The 21054-nt window shown below is 41.8% G+C and carries 15 protein-coding genes and 1 CRISPR repeat array; of the genes, 2 read left to right on the forward strand and 13 right to left on the reverse strand.

Annotated elements, in window-relative coordinates; genetic code table 11:
* The first annotated feature begins 2 nt into the window (after positions 1 to 2).
* A complete protein-coding gene (locus tag ACYVIL_RS04115) occupies positions 3 to 326 on the forward strand; it encodes a 2Fe-2S iron-sulfur cluster-binding protein (protein WP_303474868.1) in 324 nt (107 codons plus the stop codon).
* A gap of 133 nt (positions 327 to 459) precedes the next feature.
* Here the strand turns inward: ACYVIL_RS04115 and ACYVIL_RS04120 are convergent, their stop codons facing one another.
* The 4 genes from ACYVIL_RS04120 to ACYVIL_RS04135 form a co-directional block, all read right to left on the reverse strand.
* Complete coding sequence (locus ACYVIL_RS04120; RefSeq protein WP_460311658.1) at positions 460 to 1653, reverse strand: pyridoxal phosphate-dependent aminotransferase; 1194 nt, start codon at positions 1651 to 1653, stop codon at positions 460 to 462.
* Between the two features lie 74 nt (positions 1654 to 1727).
* Positions 1728 to 3161 carry an aldehyde dehydrogenase family protein gene (locus ACYVIL_RS04125; RefSeq protein WP_460311659.1) on the reverse strand — a complete coding sequence of 478 codons (1434 nt, stop codon included), beginning with the start codon at positions 3159 to 3161 and terminating at the stop codon, positions 1728 to 1730.
* A 22-nt stretch (positions 3162 to 3183) separates the two neighbouring features.
* Positions 3184 to 4410: a Zn-dependent hydrolase gene (locus tag ACYVIL_RS04130; RefSeq protein WP_460311660.1), complete on the reverse strand. Its 1227-nt coding sequence runs from the start codon at positions 4408 to 4410 to the stop codon at positions 3184 to 3186.
* Positions 4411 to 4420: 10 nt separating this feature from the next.
* Positions 4421 to 5329 (reverse strand): dimethylarginine dimethylaminohydrolase family protein, encoded by a 909-nt coding sequence (locus ACYVIL_RS04135; protein ID WP_460311661.1) that lies wholly within the window; start codon positions 5327 to 5329, stop codon positions 4421 to 4423.
* A gap of 184 nt (positions 5330 to 5513) precedes the next feature.
* On the opposite strand from ACYVIL_RS04135, the gene ACYVIL_RS04140 reads away from it, so the two are divergent.
* The gene (locus ACYVIL_RS04140) at positions 5514 to 6458 is read left to right on the forward strand and encodes a LysR substrate-binding domain-containing protein (RefSeq protein ID WP_460311662.1); all 945 of its coding nucleotides are present in this window, start codon (positions 5514 to 5516) and stop codon (positions 6456 to 6458) included.
* Positions 6459 to 6523: 65 nt separating this feature from the next.
* Here ACYVIL_RS04140 and ACYVIL_RS04145 read toward each other — a convergent pair whose 3' ends face one another.
* The 9 genes from ACYVIL_RS04145 to csy1 all read right to left on the reverse strand — a co-directional run bounded on the left by ACYVIL_RS04145 (position 6524) and on the right by csy1 (position 21051).
* On the reverse strand, positions 6524 to 7993 hold the full coding sequence (locus ACYVIL_RS04145; RefSeq protein WP_460311663.1) for a sensor domain-containing diguanylate cyclase: 1470 nt from the start codon (positions 7991 to 7993) through the stop codon (positions 6524 to 6526).
* Between the two features lie 463 nt (positions 7994 to 8456).
* A complete protein-coding gene (locus ACYVIL_RS04150) occupies positions 8457 to 8780 on the reverse strand; it encodes a hypothetical protein (RefSeq protein WP_460311664.1) in 324 nt (107 codons plus the stop codon).
* Between the two features lie 264 nt (positions 8781 to 9044).
* Entirely contained in the window at positions 9045 to 10475 is a 1431-nt protein-coding gene (locus ACYVIL_RS04155; protein ID WP_460311665.1) for an adenosine deaminase family protein, read from the reverse strand.
* Between the two features lie 97 nt (positions 10476 to 10572).
* On the reverse strand, positions 10573 to 11688 hold the full coding sequence (locus ACYVIL_RS04160; RefSeq protein ID WP_460311666.1) for a purine nucleoside permease: 1116 nt from the start codon (positions 11686 to 11688) through the stop codon (positions 10573 to 10575).
* A gap of 441 nt (positions 11689 to 12129) precedes the next feature.
* Positions 12130 to 14160, reverse strand: a complete 2031-nt coding sequence (locus ACYVIL_RS04165; RefSeq protein ID WP_460311667.1) for a serine hydrolase domain-containing protein — start codon at positions 14158 to 14160, stop codon at positions 12130 to 12132.
* A gap of 162 nt (positions 14161 to 14322) precedes the next feature.
* A CRISPR array of direct repeats spans positions 14323 to 16930; the repeat unit is 28 nt; unit sequence TTTCTAAGCTGCGTGTGCGGCAGCTAAC.
* 130 nt (positions 16931 to 17060) lie between these two features.
* Entirely contained in the window at positions 17061 to 17657 is a 597-nt protein-coding gene (cas6f, locus tag ACYVIL_RS04170; protein ID WP_460311668.1) for a type I-F CRISPR-associated endoribonuclease Cas6/Csy4, read from the reverse strand.
* Positions 17658 to 17663: 6 nt separating this feature from the next.
* Positions 17664 to 18647 (reverse strand): type I-F CRISPR-associated protein Csy3, encoded by a 984-nt coding sequence (csy3, locus tag ACYVIL_RS04175; RefSeq protein WP_460311669.1) that lies wholly within the window; start codon positions 18645 to 18647, stop codon positions 17664 to 17666.
* A gap of 53 nt (positions 18648 to 18700) precedes the next feature.
* Positions 18701 to 19705 carry a type I-F CRISPR-associated protein Csy2 gene (gene csy2, locus ACYVIL_RS04180; protein WP_460311670.1) on the reverse strand — a complete coding sequence of 335 codons (1005 nt, stop codon included), beginning with the start codon at positions 19703 to 19705 and terminating at the stop codon, positions 18701 to 18703.
* Between the two features lie 2 nt (positions 19706 to 19707).
* Positions 19708 to 21051 carry a type I-F CRISPR-associated protein Csy1 gene (gene csy1 / locus ACYVIL_RS04185; RefSeq protein WP_460311671.1) on the reverse strand — a complete coding sequence of 448 codons (1344 nt, stop codon included), beginning with the start codon at positions 21049 to 21051 and terminating at the stop codon, positions 19708 to 19710.
* Positions 21052 to 21054 lie beyond the last annotated feature (3 nt).

The following is a 21054-nucleotide window of genomic DNA, read 5'->3' on the forward strand; positions in this document are numbered from 1 at the left end:
GCATGCCAAATATTACTTTTATTTTACCCGATGAAAATCAACTTACGGTTGCTGCAAGCGATGGCGAAAGCTTAATGCAAGCCGCTGTAGATAATGGCATTGAAGAAATAACTGCCGACTGTGGGGGCTGTTGTTCTTGTGCAACCTGTCACTGTTACATTGACGATGCCTGGAAAGATAAACTCGAACCGGCCGATGAAATGGAAACGGCACTGTTAGACAGCGCAATTGAAAACAAACAAGCAAATAGTCGTTTGTCATGTCAGATATTTTTAACCTCAGATCTAGATGGTTTAGTGGTGAAAATTCCTGAAAGCGATTGGTAAGCAATCACTAGAATGCTGATAAACGCCGTATAAAGTTAACATCCTAGTTAACTCGTCCAAAACCAAAAAAAGCGGAATCTTTTCAAAGATTCCGCTCTTTTTATGTTCTCTTCAAGATATGTTCAACAGAGATTTAACTGCATTCCGCTAAACTAAACTGCTGCATAAAACTGTCTATCCGGTTACAGGCATCTTCCAGTTGCTTATCGTCTACAACATAAGAAATACGAATAAAATCAGATGCACATTGACCAAACGCTGCGGCTGGCAATACACCAATTTTTTGCTGCTCAAATAATGCTTCGGCAAATTCCTGAGAACTCAGCCCAGTTTGACTCACATTCACCAGTAAAAACATAGAAGCCTGCGGTGTGATACAACTCAATTTAGGATGTTGCTGAAAGCATTTTAATAAGCGATCTCGACGTCGTAAATAACTTAAACGCATACTTTCTGAGTCAGCCAATGCGTCTGTGTCGGTCAATGCTGTGTATGCTGCTTGTTGAATAAAACCGGGTAATCCATACAACATGCACAATGACAGATTACTTAAATGTCCAATCAATTCAGTGGGACCAATCGCCCAACCTACCCGCCAGCCTGTCATAGCATGAGATTTAGATAAACTATTGAGGGTGATAGTGCGCTCTGCCATGTTATCTAAACCAGCAATACTGACGTGTTCACCTTCAAAAATAGTATGGCTATATACCTCATCAGAGACCACCCATAGATCATGTTTGATCGCCAAATCTGCAATCATCTGCAATTCCTGCTTATTCAGCATAACCCCAGTAGGGTTATTCGGTGTTGCAAAAAATATCGCTTTGGTTTTGTCGGTAATTGCCTGCTCTAATGCCTCAACGTCTAGACAAAAATTATTTTCTTTATCCATCGCCACAGGTATCAGTTTCGCGCCCGTTAACTGAATACAAGCTTCGTATGTTACGTACATCGGCTGTAACACAATCGCTTCATCCCCCGGCTCTAAAATGCACATTGAACTGGCAAACAAGGCATTTTGTGCCCCAGCCAGCAAAATGACATTATCCTTAGTCACCTGTTGAGCGCATTTTATCTGATGTTGCTCGGCAATTTTACTGCGTAGATTGTCACGCCCTTCTATTTCAACGTAATGTGTATCTCCGCTACGCAACCCCTCAATGGCAGTGTCTATAACCGTGGTTGGCGTATCGAATTCAGGATCACCAATACTTAAAATAATCACGCTAGGATCGCGTTCTTTCAATGATGTTGCTTTAAAATGAATATCCCAAGCATCCACGGTTTCGCCTTGAATGGCTTGAGTTAATGGCGCATAACGCATGTTCAATATTCCTAAATTTTAGGTAGATGATAAACTTAATTGATGAATAATCTGTACAGCATTAAGCATCACTTTCACGACGCATCTGCATCGATCAACAATGCTTTGGTTTCGGTATACTCTTTTAAGCCTTCAAGGCCCCACTCACGGCCATTACCTGATTGTTTATAACCACCAAATGGACTGTCGGTATTAAAATAAGCACCTTGTAAATAGCATTGACCAGCACGTAATTTACTGGCAACTTTAATCGCCTCAGCGCGATTTTCGGCATAAACCGCAGATGACAAACCAAAGGGCGTATCATTTGCCAACGCAATGGCATGTGCAATGTCTTGGTAAGGGATAATGCACAAAACAGGTCCGAAGATTTCTTCCTGGGCAATGGTCATGTCATTGCTAACATTGGAAAAAATAGTAGGTGCAACATATGCGCCCTTGCTGAATTCTTCGGGCACTTGTGTGCCGCCACAGAGTAGCTTCGCACCTTCTGCTATGCCTGTGTTGATATAGCTTAAAACTCGCTGCTGTTGCAGTTGAGAACTCAGTGGACCTAAATTGGTTTCAGCCAACATAGGGTCACCAATCTGCCATTCTGCAGCAACGGTTTTGGCAATGCTCTCCACTTCGGCTAATTTCTCTGCAGGCACTAACATGCGAGTTAAGGCACAACATGTTTGCCCAGAATTAAGCATCACATCTTCTACACCGTAGCGTACAGCTGCGTCTAAATCGGCATCAGGGGTGATAATATAGGGGGATTTTCCGCCCAACTCCTGGCAGACTCTTTTTACAGTCGGCGCGGCTGCCTGAGCGACTTTAATGCCAGCTAAGGTAGAGCCGGTAAACGACACCATGTCCACCAGCGCATGACTGCATAAGCTCTCACCAATTTCACTGCCGACGCCGGTTAATAAATTAAATACACCAGCAGGTAAACTAGTGCCATCAATAATCTCGGCAAGGATCAAATCTTGTAATGGGGTTTGCTCGGCAGGCTTAACCACTATGCTACATCCAGCAGCTAGCGCTGGACCCAGTTTGCCAACCAATTGTGACAAGGGGTAATTCCAAGGATTAATTAACACACACACGCCGACGGCTTCTGACACCACAATATGATTGGTATGTTCTTGTTGTTTATCCATTTCTGCAGCCATTGGCGCGAAACTGCGCAAGGCATCAATGGCTCCTTGCACTTGTAGGTCGGCAGCAACTGAAATAGGACATCCCATTGAAGCAACAATTGCCTGGGTTAAGTCATCTTTACGTGACTGCATGCCGTCAGCAATTTCATTGATAATAGCAGCTCGAGTTGATGATGGTTTTTCAGACCAAACTGCAAATGCTTTTTTTGCTGCACCAACGGCAAGCTCGACGTCCTGTAAATTTGCAGATGGCACCCTTGCACAGATTTCACCATTGGCAGGATTGACCACATCTAAGTGCCCATTGCCGGCACTGTTAACCCAGCGTCCATCAATATAGAGTTGTTGGTAATTTTTCATTTGCTACCTTTTGCCATACTCGCTAGCTGGCCAATTTTAATACTGCGCCTAGCAAAACCTGACAGCCTGCTGTGATGTCTTCCGGCGTGGCATTTTCAGCTTCATTGTGACTAATACCATCTTCACAGGGTATAAAAATCATCGACGTCGGAGCCACTTTAGAGATGTAAACAGAATCATGGCCCGCCCCTGAAAACATTTCTTCATAGGCAAATCCGGTTTCTTCAACAGACTCACGAACCGCATTAATACAGTCTTGATTAAAAACCACAGCGGGTGAATCCCACTCATCTAAGATGTTGAAATCAACACCACATTCAGCACTGATTGTTGCTGAAATTTGCCTAAATTGCGCATCCATTTCGAGTAAAACAGCTTGATCTGGATGACGTAGATCCACGGTTAGGGTTAGCGTTTCAGGCACTGTATTACGGGAACCCGGGCTTACATTTATGTCACCAAAAGTGGCTCTTGCAAGTGGGCCATTTTGCTCGGCTAAAACATAAAGCTGACTAACAATAGCCGCCATCGCTTTAACAGGATCTTTACGCTGCTCCATGGGTGTAGGGCCTGCATGTACAGGTTGCCCTTGGATAACTAAGTCATACCAGCGCATGCCCTGCACACCTTTCACTACACCGATAGGTTTACCGATCGACTCTAGAATGGGTCCTTGTTCAATATGTAATTCAAAGGCAGCTTTGATGGGAAAAGGTGCACAAGGTGACTCACCTAAGTAACCAATGCGTTGCAACTCTTGCTCAATGGTTAGGCCGTTTTTGTCAGTGCGCTGCAATCCATAATCTAAATCAAACTCACCGCACCACACGCCAGAACCTATCATTGCAGGTGAAAAGCGTGCGCCTTCTTCGTTAGTCCAAACCGCGACTTCAACTGGGTGTAACGTTTCTATTTGGTTGTCTTCTAAGGTGCGCAGTACTTCTAAACCGCCAAGTACGCCATACACACCATCAAATTTTCCACCAGTAGGTTGCGTATCTAAATGACTTCCCATTAACACCGGTGGCAAACTGTTATCTGTGCCTTTTCTGCGCAAAAAAAGATTGCCCATTTGATCAACTCTTAGCTCACAGCCAATTTCTTTGCACCATTTAACAAATAAATCTCGACCGGTTTTGTCATCATCGGTTAACGCCTGACGATTACAGCCTCCTTTATTGGTCGCACCGATTTCAGCCATCGTCATCAGACTTGACCATAATCTTTCGCCATTAATTTTCAAAGTCACTATTGCTCTCCTATGCGTCTTTACGACTTAGCGGCTGACACATGCAGTGTACACCGCCTCCACCAGAGGTAAACATCGACATATCAGGGGCATATACCTCTAGGCCGTGCGCTTTGGCTTTATCTACAAGCTCGGTACTGGCTTCGGGGATCAAGACGCGATCTTTACCCAATGCAACCACGTTTACCCCAAGCTCCAACACTGAACGATAAGAAATGTCGAGGATCTCAATGCCTCTGGCTTTTAACCAGTGCAACAATTCATCTTCAACCGCTTGGGTACAAACCGCGGCTAATTTATCGGTTAGCATTGCAAATTTCACATCTAGATGTAAGAAGTATGGGTCAAATTGGTAAGATTTAAACTCCCAACCTTCCTTTTCTACCCAGCTACGAACCTGATTAATACCTGCTTCACTAGTACGTTCGCCCGTGTAGCCACACAGCACAACACCAGGCTCTAGTACCATGAAGTCGCCGCCTTCAAAAGAACCAGCTGTAACAGCATCATAAATTGGAATATTGTTCTTTTGATAAAACTGCGAAACGCCTACCCATTCGCCTCTTCTCCAAGGGCTATACATTTGGGTAATAATTGGACCCCATGGCGTGAGTACAGAAGAATCACGGGCATAAATTTGATAGGGCAAATTTTCATCAGCTTCAAGTATATGAGTCTTAACACCACAATGTTGATACACATCCAACATTTCTTTGTATTGCTGCTGTGCTACTTGTTTATTAAATTCCCGTCCTAACCGAATGGAACGACGAGCCATAGCATTACCACTTTTCCAGTCGTAATGATCCATGGGGCCAATCAAAACCTCTTGTAACTCCCCATATTCGGAGTCCATACTCCAATGTTCTAGTCGAGAAGTACCGCCTTGCGAATTGCGACGAAAATAATTAGCTGTCATATGTAAAATCACCCTATCAGAATACTTAGATTTAGTTTATGGTTATATTTTAATTACTCAAGCAATGTTTTTTCACCATAACGGTCTAATAATTAGACCAAAATAATGAATTATAATGGTGAGCCAATATACGCTGACACGATGAGATTCGACGCAAATTTGCCAGACAGTCGAAGGTTACGCCATGAAACATGATAAAAGTCCCTATATAGACTTACGCCAAATTCCCCTTAATGCATTACTTGCCTTTGAGGCCGCTGGACGACACTGCCACCTTCGCCGCGCAGCACAGGAAATGTTTGTATCGCACTCAGCCCTAAGTCGGCACATTAAATTGTTAGAAGCTCGACTGAACACGCAACTGTTCGAACGAAAAAATAACAAGTTGCGATTAACCGCCGCCGGTAGTCGACTGCTGTCTTCCATTCAAATCGCATTTACCGAGCTTAATAAGGGATTACATTTACTTGATCCCACCTTAGTGGCAGGAGAAATAGTGATAGGCACAACCGCTACTATTATGTTGAATTGGCTTTTACCTGTTTTGGCAAATGTTCAGCGTCAGTACCCAGAAATTTCATTTAAAGTGCAAACCTTAGAACCCCATCAACAATCATTGCCGTCAAATCTTGATATTGCCTTATGTTTAGGCCGCCCAGAAGATCCTGTCAAAACCATCACAAAGTTGTATGACGAATATTATGTGCCGGTTTGTAATCAGGCATTGTTGAAAGGAAAAAACCTTCAATCAGTTAAGGCGTTACTCAATTATCCCTTATTGCACGACGGATTAGGTCAATGGTTCACCTGGTTTAGCCACCACCAATTAGATGGTAATGACTCACCACAACATACTTACTTTGAGTACGCTTACCAAGCGATAGAAGCCGCGCGGCTGGGTATGGGATTAGCACTGGCTGACATTGTTGAGGTTTCAGAGGATATTCAGCAAGGTAAATTGATGCAAGTGGGTGATTCGGCTCACACCGAAGGACAATCGGTATTTTTAGTCACCCATGACAGGACGCAAATGAACTATCGTACTCAGTTGGTGCTGCGCAGTATTTTGCAAAACCTTGAGCAAAAAGGAGCAAGACTTGAATCGACGGCTCACCTTAATGATTTTTAACCCAATGATTGACTAAAATTTGTACCTGGCAACTAACATACAATTGTAGCTAGCTCGTAACGATGCTACTGCTGACAAATATTATTGCGGCCAGAGCGTTTTGCTTCATACAACGCCTTGTCTGCACGCGCAAACAGGCTTTCGAAATCATCGTCTTGATTCAGTTTGGTTATACCAATACTAATAGAAAGTTGTTCACCTGCAATTAGCTTCATATCATTGATTTGCTCTAACAACCGGTTTCCTACCATCATCGCCATTTGACTGTTGGTATTTGGCAAAAGCACAATAAATTCGTCGCCACCGAAACGCCCTAACAAGTCGTCTGGTCTTAAAAGTTGTTTGACCTTCTCACTTAGCTCTTTTAACGCTTGATCGCCCACGTTATGGCCATGAGAATCATTTATATTTTTAAAATGGTCGATGTCATAAACTAATAAACACAAATCATTTTTTTCCCATTGGGCCTGACGTATTTCAATCATTGCTCGCTGTGTAAGGTATTCTCTGGAAGCGGTTTGGGTTAAATTATCTACAAATACTTTATTTTTAAGTTGATGGTTGTGCGCGGTTAATGCCGGCACAGCGATGGCAAACATCGCATTGGATGCGACTACGTTGATGGCATATTGATAGACCATAACGAAATCCATTAACCCCAATTTATCCACTAAAAAGACAATCAAAAGACTGGTTAATGCCAAACTAAGTACATTTAAAAATGCATTTTCTGTACACGCAATCCACATATGAGGTAACACCAAAAAGAAAATCATAAAAGAGCTATCTATGGATTGGCTGTACTTTGCGACCGTCATGGTCAACACCACTAAGGATAATGCAATCAGAACCTTACACTTATATTGTGGAGTAGGAACAGGTATCTGTCCTTCGATGTGGTGCAGTATATGGAAAGGTTTTTTGGGGTATAAGACATGCAACACACTGAAAAATAATGGGCTAAGCACAATAATGCCCGCCATATCGCCAACCCAGAAGGGTAACCACGCGCTGGTAAACTCTTGAACCGTCATCATATCGGTCCAAATTAAAGACAATAACACTAGCAAAGTGGCAACCAAGGATGAAATAGTTGCAATGATCAGAAAGCTAATAATTGATAAAGGTAAGGTCAACTTTTTGCTTTGGGTAAACCACCGCAAAAAGCGACTACCCACATAGTAAGGAACAATATGAGCAAATCCAAATAGCACACCACTCAATAAAACTTGCTGAATATTTAGCTGAATTTGATAATGGTTACTGGTAAACAACGTCACCAATATCGCCCCAAGCATAATAACAGGAGTTGCCCGAAGCCCAACAACAAACAATACGGCGAAGCTTAATCCCGCGGCAGGAAACCAAACACTAGCATGGTTAGTATACTCAACTAATGCGCCACTAAACCACACTAGCAACCAGCTTAGCAATAACAGACACGCTCTTGCATTAGGTGAGCTTTGCAAAAAAGCTAAGACTTTTTGTACAATAGCCGCTTCCGCTAAATTTGCTGAAAAAACACTTTTCTGCATTTAAATACTTTTCCTTAAGAGTAGACCTTAACCATCACAAACCCTTCCCACAAATCGATTCCATAGTTTACGGACAGAAGATAGAACGTTCTCAGATAGTATTAAGAGACTAACAAGCTCTGTAAGGTTTCATTAAAACAATCTAAAGTTCAGCATAGGGAATATGCAAAAATGAGGAATATAATAACGTTTTTTTGAATATTTGGTATATAACAATTTAATTTGTTAGCTATTATTTTCTTGCAGTGTGCAAGATTTTAAACATGAAAAAAAGTCAGTCTGAGGGGGTTACCCCCTTGTTAGCTCATTGCCCTTTATAGGCGAACGCAACTAGGAAGCAAGAAAGTGAGGGCCGTTATCCAAGGTTTAGCGTGGCATCAACGGCCACGCACCGCCCATTGAGAGCATCAATAAGCGGCCTACTTAGTTTATATAATCAACGGGTTGTTTCACCAAAGGGTTGTTAGGGCGTTGCAGGTCTTAATACCCGTAAAGGTTGACCGGCTAACATAGAAACATCTGGCACTTGTACACTGCGTTTCGGGGCGCCCATAAAGGTTACTTCCACGCTAATAGGTTGTAATTTTGCTAATCCAAAATAGATGGGCCTGGCACTTTGCGCATTGTACCCGCCTCCTGTAGGGACAACCCTTGAACCAAGAACTTTACCTTGCGCGTCATAAAACCTGACGACCGCCCCCTGCTGGGTATAATTGCCATGGCTATCGAGGACTAGCACAGATAATCCCCTTGCTCTGGCATCTTTGTTTAGCTCGTTTCTAAACACAAAATGCCCACCTTCATCGCCAAAGGTATCGGTAATTGATAGGTCTAGATCACCATCGTTATCGTAATCTATCCACTCTACTCCACGAGTTACAAATAACCATTATCGCCCAGTTACTCAAGAAGGTAGTTCTGAGGGATGATAAAGGTAGAACATGCAATTCTGATAACCAACACTAGTATGATTATCATAGCAAATTCGAATAACAAGCTTACTCAAATAATCAGTTTAGGAACCCGTAGAAGCGCATTGTCACGACCTTAGCTAAGACGAAAAGTCGCAAATTTTAAACGCTTTACATGGGTAGGAATAGATTTCGGGTTTCACATCACTCAGCCCTTTCATTTTTTTGGCTGTGAACGCTTTTTCGAATTTAGCGATGCGTTGGTAGTAATCATCTAAAAGTTTTTGTTTAGTTTCATCATCGACAAACGAAAAAGTAAGTGAGTTAGCACCTGTTTTGACTAATTCCGACCACGACATATTAAAGTTCGTCACCGCGGTATAATACTCATCAGTCATGTTTGAATCCCACATCCCCCTATCATCGGTTGACAATGCCACCGGCACGCCTAAACGCAAATATTCAGGAAACGGGTGTTGTGAATAATCGTCAACATACTCTAATAAAAGATTACTGATTAAGTTAATTTCAATCAGGTATTGGTTGTAGCGCATCAATAATAATGTGTCAGCATCGTCTATTAAGTTAAAGCCATGACCTATGCGGGTAGCGCCGAGCAACAGGGTATCGCGAATATGCTGATTAGGCTCATCGGTTTCACCGGCATGAATGGATAAATTAACCCCGTGATATTGATGTCTAAGCTTTCTCATGGTGTCTAAAAAGCGCAACGGATGGCCTTTGTCGTTATCTTCACGTCCAACCATATCAACAGCAACATAAAGTTCTGGATGTTCAGAGACAAATTTATACATCCATTCTAAGGCAGGTAACGCTTGCGAATGAAAGCGCAGCAACGAATATTGCAGACGAACAGTCACCCCACTGTCAATGGCATCTTTTTGCGCAAAGCGTTTAAGGTACATCTGATAAACCTGCTCATCTTCAAACCCGCTACCATCAGGATGAACAAAACCACGAACGCCAGCATCGGTCTCTAAATAAGATAATCCTTCAGCGCCAAATGCTTGCATGTTTTTGACAATTAGATTGGCTTGCATATAAGGGTTGGCAAGCAAGGAATTAAGGCGCGTCCAATGGGTTACAAAAAATTCTTCGCGTCCTTCACTCGGTTTATCGAGGCGAATACTATCCATCCAGGCGTGTTTTTGTTCTGGGCTGAGATCTTGCAAACGTTTATATTCAGACTGCTCACAGCTATCGAGTTTTTGGTATTCAAACTGCTGAATATTAACAAACAACATTAAATAAGGTGAGCCTTTGAATTGATCTGAACCATAAGCTTTGCAATTGTTAATTTTAACTTTTGTATAGTAGATATAACCATTTTCTTGTTGCTTTATGGCTTCATCAAACCACCACTGTGAACGATTCGAACCTGTGGAATGATTATGTAAATCGCCCCCTTTGGGCATCGCATATAAAAAGGTATACAGGTCTTTAGCTGTCGCCGTTTTTTTGAAAGCTTCAAACTCTTTATCAAAGGTTGCAGCAAAGGTGTTGCACACAACACTCATATAAAAGATTGAGACTAAACACACCAATTTCATGTTAATGACTCCAAAAAGGGGATGGTTTATTTAAAAGTTGATTGCTTGTCAGCAGGCTAAATTAACCTGCTAGTTTAACAAAACAAAATGAATCTGATTAGTTAACATCGTAAGGTAAAGCACTCTCATAGCTACTCCAGTTTTTCACAATTTCCTGAATAACTGTATTGCCTACTATATATGCTGCATTTTTAGCAGGATAACCACCATCGGGATACGGAGCCGTAACACTCCAACTGGTTAACTTGTCGGCAGGTGCCATGGTGTAATTACTCACCGTTCTTAACACCATCACTCTTTGTGGATCAACTTTACCAATCCGAGCCAGACGCATAAGTGACGTCAACGTCCCTGAGTCTTCCATATTACTGGTCATAAAGTTTGCAGAATCACCACCGTATAAGGTTAACCAATCGTTGGCCCATTCATTTAAGTGTTTACCATGCCAATATTTACTCGCACTTAATGTATCTCCCATGGTTACAAAAGGTGGTTTTTGCGCGTTTGGCATCGTTTTATATAATTCTCTAAACTCTTTAATCCCCTCACTATCGGCCAATTCAATGTCTTTGGTTTGAGTGTAAGCCCAATCGGCTAATTGACTGTTTAGATCGAAGGAAACCGTATCTAGCGTCCATCCGGTAGAGATGTCTGCCGGTTCTTCAGCAGGTTCAGTGGCGCCTAATGGGATAATTCCATATGGCCAAGAATCCGGTATTTCTCTGGCATCAATTTGATAAATAAGATCGCCATCAACAACATGCTTGGCCCATGCTGCAGAACCCAGCGACAAATCTTCTGGATCACCACCAGCAATACCTGCAACTACCCAATAGGCTTTACTTAGGTCAAAGCGAGGATCTAGCCCCAGTGCCATAATTGACGCCGTTGCATTGGGTATACCACCACCCACACAAATCACCAACACTCCATCTTTATTGAGGTATAAATCGTACTCGCCTAATGGAAAGTCTAATTTTTGAGAAAAGTCTCCACGTTCCAACCAAAGTTGAAGCTCCCCCGCGTCATCTCCCATTGCATCGCCAGACTCATACATAGTCACCACTACGGCTTTAATTGCATGGGTTTGTACTGCGGCTTCTGCCGCACTGACAGGCTTAACTTTGGTCGTGGTTTCGCTATTACCGCAAGCAACAGTGTTAGCCGCTAGTAACACTAACATTGCAGGCCTAGCGTATTTCATAAATGACATATTGATACTTCTCCGGTTAGATCACACTCAAAAACTCGACCACCTGGTCAGCAAATACTATACCGATTGGCTAAAAATGGCGAATAAATATGTTTCTGATAAATAGTGTTGTTAGGTTTACCCATTGATGGGAAAGGGCTAGGGAAAATAATCGACAGTTAAAAACACAGATTGAGAATACGAGCCAGCTTTCCTTTGCACTTACTTACTTGGACAATAAGCGATGATATTGGTGCATGAGCATCTAATCAGTGCAGGGAATAACAATCAATAGATATCTAAAAACCCCAAAAGAATCGGGGTTTAAAAAAGCAGAAGAAGAATAAAATTAAACCATAGAAAAGTTAGCTAGGCAGATTTACCGCCTAGCGCATTTAAATGCGCCAAATTGGCAATTAGCCAATTTAGCAATTTATCAATAAACAAAACCTAAACAACAGCTTATTTAGCACTCACTTCAGTAAACACATAGGAATGCTGCATATCAATGAGTGTAAGGGTGCGTTTGCCTGCATCATTTTGACCAATTACCAATTCCAAACCAAAAATTGCAGGATTCGTCATCACAATAGAGTGTTTTCCATCTGAGCTGGTTTTGGTTGTGACAGTGCTCGTCCAAACGCCGGGATCAAAAATGGTTTGCCCGCCAACTTGTGTAATCGATAATTCACCTAAAATATCACTTTCGTAATGTTTGGCCAGGTTAGCCAAAATGGTCGCGTCACCCGGTAGATCAATTTCATTCAATCGGGCGGCGATGCCTTTTTGCTGTTCAAGTGCAAACACCTCTACTTCCTCAGCAGCCTTGGAAGGAGCGTCATAAAGTAATTCAATTAGTTTACGTTGGAATGCCGAGGCTAAATAATATCCTTCATCGGAGTTGGTCAAAATTACCGCGGCAACATTGGCACTGGGTATCACAATAAATTGGGATTTATAACCCGCCATACTGCCGCCATGTTCAATAATCTCCACCCCTGCGATTTTCTTGGTACTTAGCCCCATTCCATAATATTTATCTTTACCAGATGACACTCCAGGTTGGCGTCTTTCTAACAACGGTTTTTCAGCAAAGAGCCTTTCACCTTCAGGTGTTACCCCTAACGTCAACTCATTGGCAAGATACTTGAGCATATCCGACGAGGAAGAAAAAGCGCCACCAGAAGGGCGATAAGGTATCACCGTCAAATTAAATCCCTGCTCGGGGGTTTGTAAAACCTCTTTAAGCTCATAGTCCAATCCTAGGGCATGAGGTTTAGCAATATTGCCTGCAATCGCCGTGCTGAATGACAATGTAGTGCTCTTCATTTGCAAGGGATCAAAGATAAATTCTTGCATGGCTTTATCGTAAGCGGCTCCTATTTCCATGTCGGGATATAAAATATGGCCTGCAATATAGCCCGCTACCGCTGGCATTTGATTATTGTATTGATACAACTCCCCAAATTCACTAGTAGGCTCTACATTGGCTAAATCTTCTACGGCCATTAAGGTTGGCGCATCCGGGCCACTATTAAATACCCAAGTCATATCTTTACGGGGTAAGCCTGTGCAAGCACAGACTAAGTGACGGATCAGCACTTTATTTGTGGTTTCTTGGCTTCCTAGTTTAAAGTCAGGGTAGTGATCAGTAACTTTGTCATCCCACTGCAACTTGCCCATCTCTACAAGTTTGGCCAATAGTAATGTGGTCATTCCTTTGGTATTGGAAGCCACTTGAAACAGGGTGTTTTTATCCACTGGCTCTTTGGTAAGGATGCTTTTAACCCCTACCCCACCTTCGTACAGGATTTTACCATCTTGATAAATCGCCACACCAGCACCTGGAACATGCAGTTTTTCGGCAGCACCACTGACAAAGCTCAGCAGCGCATCTAATTTGTTTGAATCCAATGTATGAGCGGGATTGCCTGACACATCTTCAGCTTCATAGCCTTGTACCGCATAGCTATCAACTAATAAGTTTAATTGAGAACCCCGCTTACCCAGTACCGCCAAACTAAAATCAACTAATACTACATGCCAGTCACTCTCTTTACGCAACACTAGGGCAAAAAAAGCCCGCTCTTCAGATATGGCACTTTCATACTCAATAAAGGTTTGTTGTTGCCAGCCGTTTTTAGCCACCTCATCATTATTAAAACGCACTGTTCGGGCAAAGTCTGGATAGATTTTATGCCAGGCTTGCAAGGCTGCGCTGGCAGAATCATCGGCACCTTCTACCACAGTCAAAGCGATTAACGCACCACCTTCGGGCGCAGTATATTTAATGACTTCAGCCCCTTTTTCTTCAATCCAATTTTCAGGTGCTTCGTAGGTTGCCCCAAACCAAGTGTTAGACAGCTGGTCAGGCTTTTCCATGTCCGACATGGCGGACTGCACAGGAGGTTCAACAGTAGAGGTTTCGCTTGTACAAGCATTGAGCACTAAGATAAGTGAAAAAATAATCGGGTAGCACTGGCGTATTTGCATAATTTCAGCCCTTTGATTTGGTTAAAAAATAGTCTAAACCAATCAGGATAATTTGCAATGTTAAACAAAACCATCAGGTACATTTAAAAACAAAAGCGGTTAGCAACGCATCAGCCCTTTCATGGCCTTCATTTACAACTTGGAAATTCACTTAGCTTTGTATTTCTAAGCTGCCTGTGCGGCAGCTAACCCAGGCTAAACCACTTGCGGTTGCTGGCTCTTTTTCTAAGCTGCGTGTGCGGCAGCTAACTAGCACCTTTAAGCCACCATTACCTAATATACTTTCTAAGCTGCGTGTGCGGCAGCTAACTCAGGGCTTTCATCTGCGGTTAGAAACATAACTTTCTAAGCTGCGTGTGCGGCAGCTAACTTTCATCAAGATAAGTACACCGGTTGAGTAATTTTCTAAGCTGCGTGTGCGGCAGCTAACCGAGAGGTAATGATGCAACAAATCAAAATAAATTTCTAAGCTGCGTGTGCGGCAGCTAACTTTCACATTAAATCCTTAGCCCGTATTTCTACTTTCTAAGCTGCGTGTGCGGCAGCTAACGTGGAGAAAGTGACAATGGCTAAACGTTTAGTTTTCTAAGCTGCGTGTGCGGCAGCTAACACACTATCATGTGGCCAACTAATCAGTCTGATTTTCTAAGCTGCGTGTGCGGCAGCTAACATAACATGGCGATTGGCGCACAGCCGCAAGTCTTTCTAAGCTGCGTGTGCGGCAGCTAACTAGAGCTTAAAGAAGAAAACAAACGTCTTAGGTTTCTAAGCTGCGTGTGCGGCAGCTAACTCACAGGGGTTTTATATTGAGGATGTTTTAAATTTCTAAGCTGCGTGTGCGGCAGCTAACTAGTAATCGCCTTCCCATATATGGCGATATTCTTTCTAAGCTGCGTGTGCGGCAGCTAACATGGGTCATGCGATGTAACCTTGAATCCTCTATTTCTAAGCTGCGTGTGCGGCAGCTAACTAAAGAACGCTTGTGACGCGATTGTGGCAAAATTTCTAAGCTGCGTGTGCGGCAGCTAACCTCTACTTCTACTGTCCATCCGTCTTGGGGTATTTCTAAGCTGCGTGTGCGGCAGCTAACTGTACTCGTATCCTTCCTTGGTTGAGCAATCATTTCTAAGCTGCGTGTGCGGCAGCTAACCAGCAATTTAAAGATAACTGGCTCGGTGAGTGTTTCTAAGCTGCGTGTGCGGCAGCTAACGGGGTGCCAATCTTATGGGTGCCAATCTTAGGTTTCTAAGCTGCGTGTGCGGCAGCTAACATGCAGCAACAGCAGATGGTAAGGCTGATACATTTCTAAGCTGCGTGTGCGGCAGCTAACGCCAAGTTTAAATCCTTTTTCTCGCTGCTCTATTTCTAAGCTGCGTGTGCGGCAGCTAACAATATTTATTCCTATTAATTCCCAGTTCCTCTTTTCTAAGCTGCGTGTGCGGCAGCTAACCTCTTTTGACTTATCATCTTCAAACACTTTTCTTTCTAAGCTGCGTGTGCGGCAGCTAACATTCTTTCGGCAATTAATTGGTCAATTCGGTTTTTCTAAGCTGCGTGTGCGGCAGCTAACCACGAGGCTCAAAATACGTGTACTGCGGCAGATTTCTAAGCTGCGTGTGCGGCAGCTAACTTTTTAAGTTATTGAGAATTATTCTCGTTTAGTTTCTAAGCTGCGTGTGCGGCAGCTAACTCTATTTTCTTTATTCCTGTGTATTTTAAGAATTTCTAAGCTGCGTGTGCGGCAGCTAACTTAAAGAGTCTTACATAACTAATGGCGGTAAATTTCTAAGCTGCGTGTGCGGCAGCTAACAACAGTCGCATTAGATACGATGAAATCAACACTTTCTAAGCTGCGTGTGCGGCAGCTAACTTTTTAATTTAACCACAACCCCCTTAATTGGGTTTCTAAGCTGCGTGTGCGGCAGCTAACGTTCAATTGATTTGATTGGTGCCAAGCAAGAATTTCTAAGCTGCGTGTGCGGCAGCTAACAAACGGCAGCTAAAAACTCTGACTTCCCACTTTTTCTAAGCTGCGTGTGCGGCAGCTAACACAAGGTTCGTTGATTTTGATGGTGAGTTTGTTTTCTAAGCTGCGTGTGCGGCAGCTAACTATCAACGGCATCATCAATAACTTTTGGCGTTTTTCTAAGCTGCGTGTGCGGCAGCTAACGGAAAGGCGAAGCCAGCAAGCCACAGCGTTAGTTTCTAAGCTGCGTGTGCGGCAGCTAACTGACAGGCAACGAGTTAGATATGCAAATAATTTTTCTAAGCTGCGTGTGCGGCAGCTAACGGTTTCGGAAGTTGAAGGATTTCGACCTTCGATTTCTAAGCTGCGTGTGCGGCAGCTAACAAGTGAAGATAGTGTTTCCGCAGTTTTTGCAATTTCTAAGCTGCGTGTGCGGCAGCTAACATCCAACGCTATGAAGCGTGCAGCTGTTCAATTTTCTAAGCTGCGTGTGCGGCAGCTAACAATGACTACAGAAAAGGCGGTTTACGCGAGTGTTTCTAAGCTGCGTGTGCGGCAGCTAACGTTTTGTAGTAACCGGGGCGGCCAGTTGGGTCTTTCTAAGCTGCGTGTGCGGCAGCTAACTTCTAATGGAGGCCGTTGTATTTGCTGCCATCTTTCTAAGCTGCGTGTGCGGCAGCTAACGCCTCATCTAGATAAGTTGGGTAAAAATAGTTTTTCTAAGCTGCGTGTGCGGCAGCTAACTGGAAATAGTTTCTGAAGCGCTATCATCTAAATTTCTAAGCTGCGTGTGCGGCAGCTAACAATAGAATAATGGCAAAAAAACAAGTTACAACATACAGTTAGGTGAAAATTCTAATTTTTACCTTCTATCTTTCTACATGTTGTAACTCAATGATTTACTTATAGTTTTTTAAAGAGCGAAAATTAAAGGTTAAAACTTAGGTAAACATCCTTGCTTACTTAACCCATAAGTATTGAACATGACTGGAGCATTATTTAGTGCCACCGTTTTTCTAATAATACTCATATTAAAGTCATTATCACTACCAAGACTTTTCATTTTTATGAATGGCAGAGCTTTATCTTCCTCCGACATTTCATAATCAACAAAGTGCTGACTCGCCTGCTCAAATGTTTCATTATGCCGTTTCATTCTTCGCCGAATATGTTTATCTGGACTCCCAGCTTTTTGTCGACGATTAAAGTTTTCAAATGAATCAACATCAGCCGGAACATCCGCAATATTTTTAATATGCAGGTAATCCGTTAAACGGCTTAACCATTTATGAATGTTTAATCGTTCTAAATCTGCTTTGTTTACAGAGAACAAACGCAATTTATTACCTAAAAAGCCCGGTTTGTCGGTGTTCATTCTGTAGTTAGGAAAACTCACGGCAATAGGCACCTGCTTATTACTGTCTTGTATTTCCACTAAAGCTAAATGGACTTGCATCATTAACTTAGACCACAAAAAATGAACACCAATATCGTCACTCGGTAAAATGGTGATATCGATATAGTGTTTCATATTAGTTTATTCCCCAAATACGCCACCACGAATTAACATCGCCATAATATAGTGTTGTTGTTCAACCGCAGGCTCTTTGCCTTTAATCATCCAAGCATCGAGTAGGTTATAAAAGTCTGTTTTTTCTTTTGGTTGACGGTAAGCCGCTCCGCGGTTTGTTACCGAACCATAAGGTTCAACGGCAATTGGGCCCACTTCGTCGACGGCTGGATGCCAAGTATCTATTGTGCGTAATGCATTACCGATTTTTTGAGAGTGCATGGCTGCTTGTCCATCAAGCTGATATAAAAATTTACTTTTATCACCTTTACCACCCCCCATCACTAATTCTTGTGATGGATACACTGCTTGTCCTTCACCTAATTGACTATAAGCTTCTACTTTTATCAATACATGATTATCGGTTAAGCCCTGTTGAATAAATTTTGCAAGTTGAGTGATTTTTGCGTCACTTGAAAATTCACGTAACGAATAGTCTTGACTATTAAATTCAATGGTTTCATTTGCCACGGTTACAACAACTTTTACATTTTCGGCACCTACACGGTTACGCCATAAAAAACGAGCGCTGGCAATGTTGAAAGCGTAACGTTTTGACAATTCCTCAAAACTTACATCTGCTTGGTATTGTTTTATTTTATTAGCCAGTTCAGATTGATAATCAGGATTATTACAGGTTGATGGAGTTGCCAAATCACTTAATACTCGTAAGGTAAAAACAACTTTTAAAGTATTTGTTTTATGCGCTAAGGCGGCAATATCAACTGTTTGTAAATTGGCTTTAGATACTTCTGCATCTAATTTTGTTGGATCATTTGCCGTTGCAGCTTTTAAACGGTTTGAAATTGTGCCACGTACTGCTTTTTCACCCACTTGTATCGGTTGCCATTCTTGCTGCTCCCAGTTGCCTGCAAACATGAGTGCGTCTGATGGTACTAATTTAGCTTCAAATGCTAATACTGATGGTGTTTTTAATTTAATTTCGGCCATTTTTATTACTCCATTGATAAAATATTTTTGTTAATTTTCTTGTTACACATTAATTAATAAGGCATTGCTTCAAAACTATCAGGTTCAATAATTTCGTCTTCGAAAGGGATTGTTTTAGCGACATACCAAGGATATTGATGCTCATAACGCCAAAGGGTTATTTCAATATTTTTGATGTTATGTAGACTTTTCCATTCACCGACGCTATAAGCACTTTCAGCAAAGACAGTAGGGACTGTTGAATCTCTTACATTGCTTACTTCGCCAGCTTCATAAATTGGAGAGATTGCACAATACCCCGTATTAATCGGCACTAAATAGCCACTTTGAGGTTTTGCTACATAATGCCAATTGGCTTTTTGATTTACGCTTTCAAGAGCTTCGGTTTCTTGTTCATCTTCACTTGTTATTTTTTCAGCTTTAAATTTAAGCTGGGCAAAATCACACCATGCATCAAATAAACAAGCATTATCATTTATCGCTTTTTGCTGTTGAAAATGCTCAGCTAAATAATCACTGCGATCAATCAAGGCAAAACCCGGCATTAATTTTCGTAATGTTTTTTGTTCTTCATTTAACGGGGTTAACTCAATACTTTCTATATGCGTAATTTGACCACCTGCTAAACGCAACTCTGGCACGTTTTGTTTTACATACTCAATTAATTGTTCTTTAGTTTCTGTATCGCCCGCAATCAAGCCATTAATTTCAATCAACAAAGATATTTGCATATGCATGCGCCCTTCTTCATTTGTTGATGCGGCTTTTAGCAGTTTTGTTTTAGTATCAAAGACATCTACATCTTTCAAATAATTAGGATTACGTGATAATGCAAAAACATAGTCGCCCCACCCTTTAGGTTGTCTTGCGTGTACTATATTTTTATGACTAATTACAGCGACACCACCTAAATGAACTGCTAACGCTTCAGGTAATTTACGTGACAGACCATGGGCAAAACCTAAGAAGTTAGTAATTGCAGGGAAACCATAAGTTAAGCCGGCAATGGCATTAGCATTTTGTACCGATACTTTTTTAAGTAATAAATATTGGCTCATGATTACGCCTCCGCTAATTTTGGTGTGTTGTGTTCAAAACGTTTTAACTGATGCAAACAAACTTTAGAAAAATAAGCATGCTCGATATCACCCAAGCGGTATTTTTCATCATTTTTTAATTGTTTTATTAACCAACTAGCAAAATCAGCCGCTATCACAGCTTGCCAATCGAGTTTTTCACGTTCACGTTGGAAACTTTCATTAGGATTATAAACATCAAGCCATAAAGCATGAGCGTGTTTTAGTTTGCAATTTGATTCACTTGCCCAGCCTGCTGGTAGTGTTTGAATATTGGCCGCGTGGATCATTAGTTGATCGAGTATGGGTAAAATAAAGTGATAATCGCGCTTATAACGCACTTTAAAGTTATTTTTTTCAGGCTTTAATTTGCTTAAAAAGGCTTTAAAATCACGCAAGTACCCCGATACTTTGAATGTCAGTTGTCGGTTAAATAAACTGGTATTATTGATAGGCGGCTTAACTTGTGCCTGAAAAGTAGGAGGCTTACAACTAAGTAAAAAGTTATTTCCTTGCCTTTCCTGATTTAATTCCGAAATATTCTTAGGGTGGGCTCCCCCAAAAGTTTGTACGGCTGTATCTGGAAAACTTACATCGATTCGTTCATCGTACTTATTGGCTCTGCGGGCATCACGAATGTCTTTGGAATCACCAAAACGCGTGCCCGTGACTTTTTTATGTAAATTATGCGCCAATGCCGATGAAAATAGCGGACACAATAAATGATACTCAACGTCATTACTTTCTGACTTAATCGGAAAATAAATCTGCTTACTTAAATTATGTGAGCTTAACTTTTCATCGACCAGCGCTAACTTAAAATCATCTACCCAAGTTTGTAATAATTCGGCATTATCAGTAAAAGCACTCAACGCTTGTGCATGATTTTGTTGCAATTGCGTGATCAGGCTTTCACCATTAACTTCTATTTTTAAAAACTTGGCTATACCTAGGAACCCTGCCGAACAAACAGCATCAATATACTTTTCTTTCAAAGATATTGTGGCTAAAAAACTTTGATTCTCCATATCTGTTTTACTAAATAAAATACTACTTGCTTTAGCATCACTATGGGTAAACTTAATAGCATGAGTAGCTAACTTAATATATTTCGCTTTTTTTGCTGCATCGGTTAGCCACACTACAGGTTTATAACTTTCTTCAATAGGTGCCGATTTTTCTGCGTATTCGGCTTTAGCTGTCGCTATCTCTATTTCGTTTTCACTTTTTTCTAACACCTTATTCAGTGCTTTTTGAAAAGGTTCCAACTTAGCTTGTTTGCGCTGCTCTATATAATCAGCTAGCGCTTGAGTTAATGTTGCTTCCATCGT

This window comes from Aliiglaciecola aliphaticivorans (assembly GCF_054782055.1).

Excerpts from the sequence above, each read along its gene's own strand:
- ACYVIL_RS04115 (WP_303474868.1), top strand. The coding sequence starts at position 3 with ATGCCAAATATTACTTTTATTTTACCCGATGAAAATCAACTTACGGTT.
- ACYVIL_RS04120 (WP_460311658.1), bottom strand. The coding sequence starts at position 1,653 with ATGCGTTATGCGCCATTAACTCAAGCCATTCAAGGCGAAACCGTGGAT.
- ACYVIL_RS04125 (WP_460311659.1), bottom strand. The coding sequence starts at position 3,161 with ATGAAAAATTACCAACAACTCTATATTGATGGACGCTGGGTTAACAGT.
- ACYVIL_RS04135 (WP_460311661.1), bottom strand. The coding sequence starts at position 5,329 with ATGACAGCTAATTATTTTCGTCGCAATTCGCAAGGCGGTACTTCTCGA.
- ACYVIL_RS04140 (WP_460311662.1), top strand. The coding sequence starts at position 5,514 with ATGAAACATGATAAAAGTCCCTATATAGACTTACGCCAAATTCCCCTT.
- ACYVIL_RS04145 (WP_460311663.1), bottom strand. The coding sequence starts at position 7,993 with ATGCAGAAAAGTGTTTTTTCAGCAAATTTAGCGGAAGCGGCTATTGTA.
- ACYVIL_RS04155 (WP_460311665.1), bottom strand. The coding sequence starts at position 10,475 with ATGAAATTGGTGTGTTTAGTCTCAATCTTTTATATGAGTGTTGTGTGC.
- ACYVIL_RS04160 (WP_460311666.1), bottom strand. The coding sequence starts at position 11,688 with ATGTCATTTATGAAATACGCTAGGCCTGCAATGTTAGTGTTACTAGCG.
- ACYVIL_RS04165 (WP_460311667.1), bottom strand. The coding sequence starts at position 14,160 with ATGCAAATACGCCAGTGCTACCCGATTATTTTTTCACTTATCTTAGTG.
- cas6f (WP_460311668.1), bottom strand. The coding sequence starts at position 17,657 with ATGAAACACTATATCGATATCACCATTTTACCGAGTGACGATATTGGT.
- csy3 (WP_460311669.1), bottom strand. The coding sequence starts at position 18,647 with ATGGCCGAAATTAAATTAAAAACACCATCAGTATTAGCATTTGAAGCT.
- csy2 (WP_460311670.1), bottom strand. The coding sequence starts at position 19,705 with ATGAGCCAATATTTATTACTTAAAAAAGTATCGGTACAAAATGCTAAT.
- csy1 (WP_460311671.1), bottom strand. The coding sequence starts at position 21,051 with ATGGAAGCAACATTAACTCAAGCGCTAGCTGATTATATAGAGCAGCGC.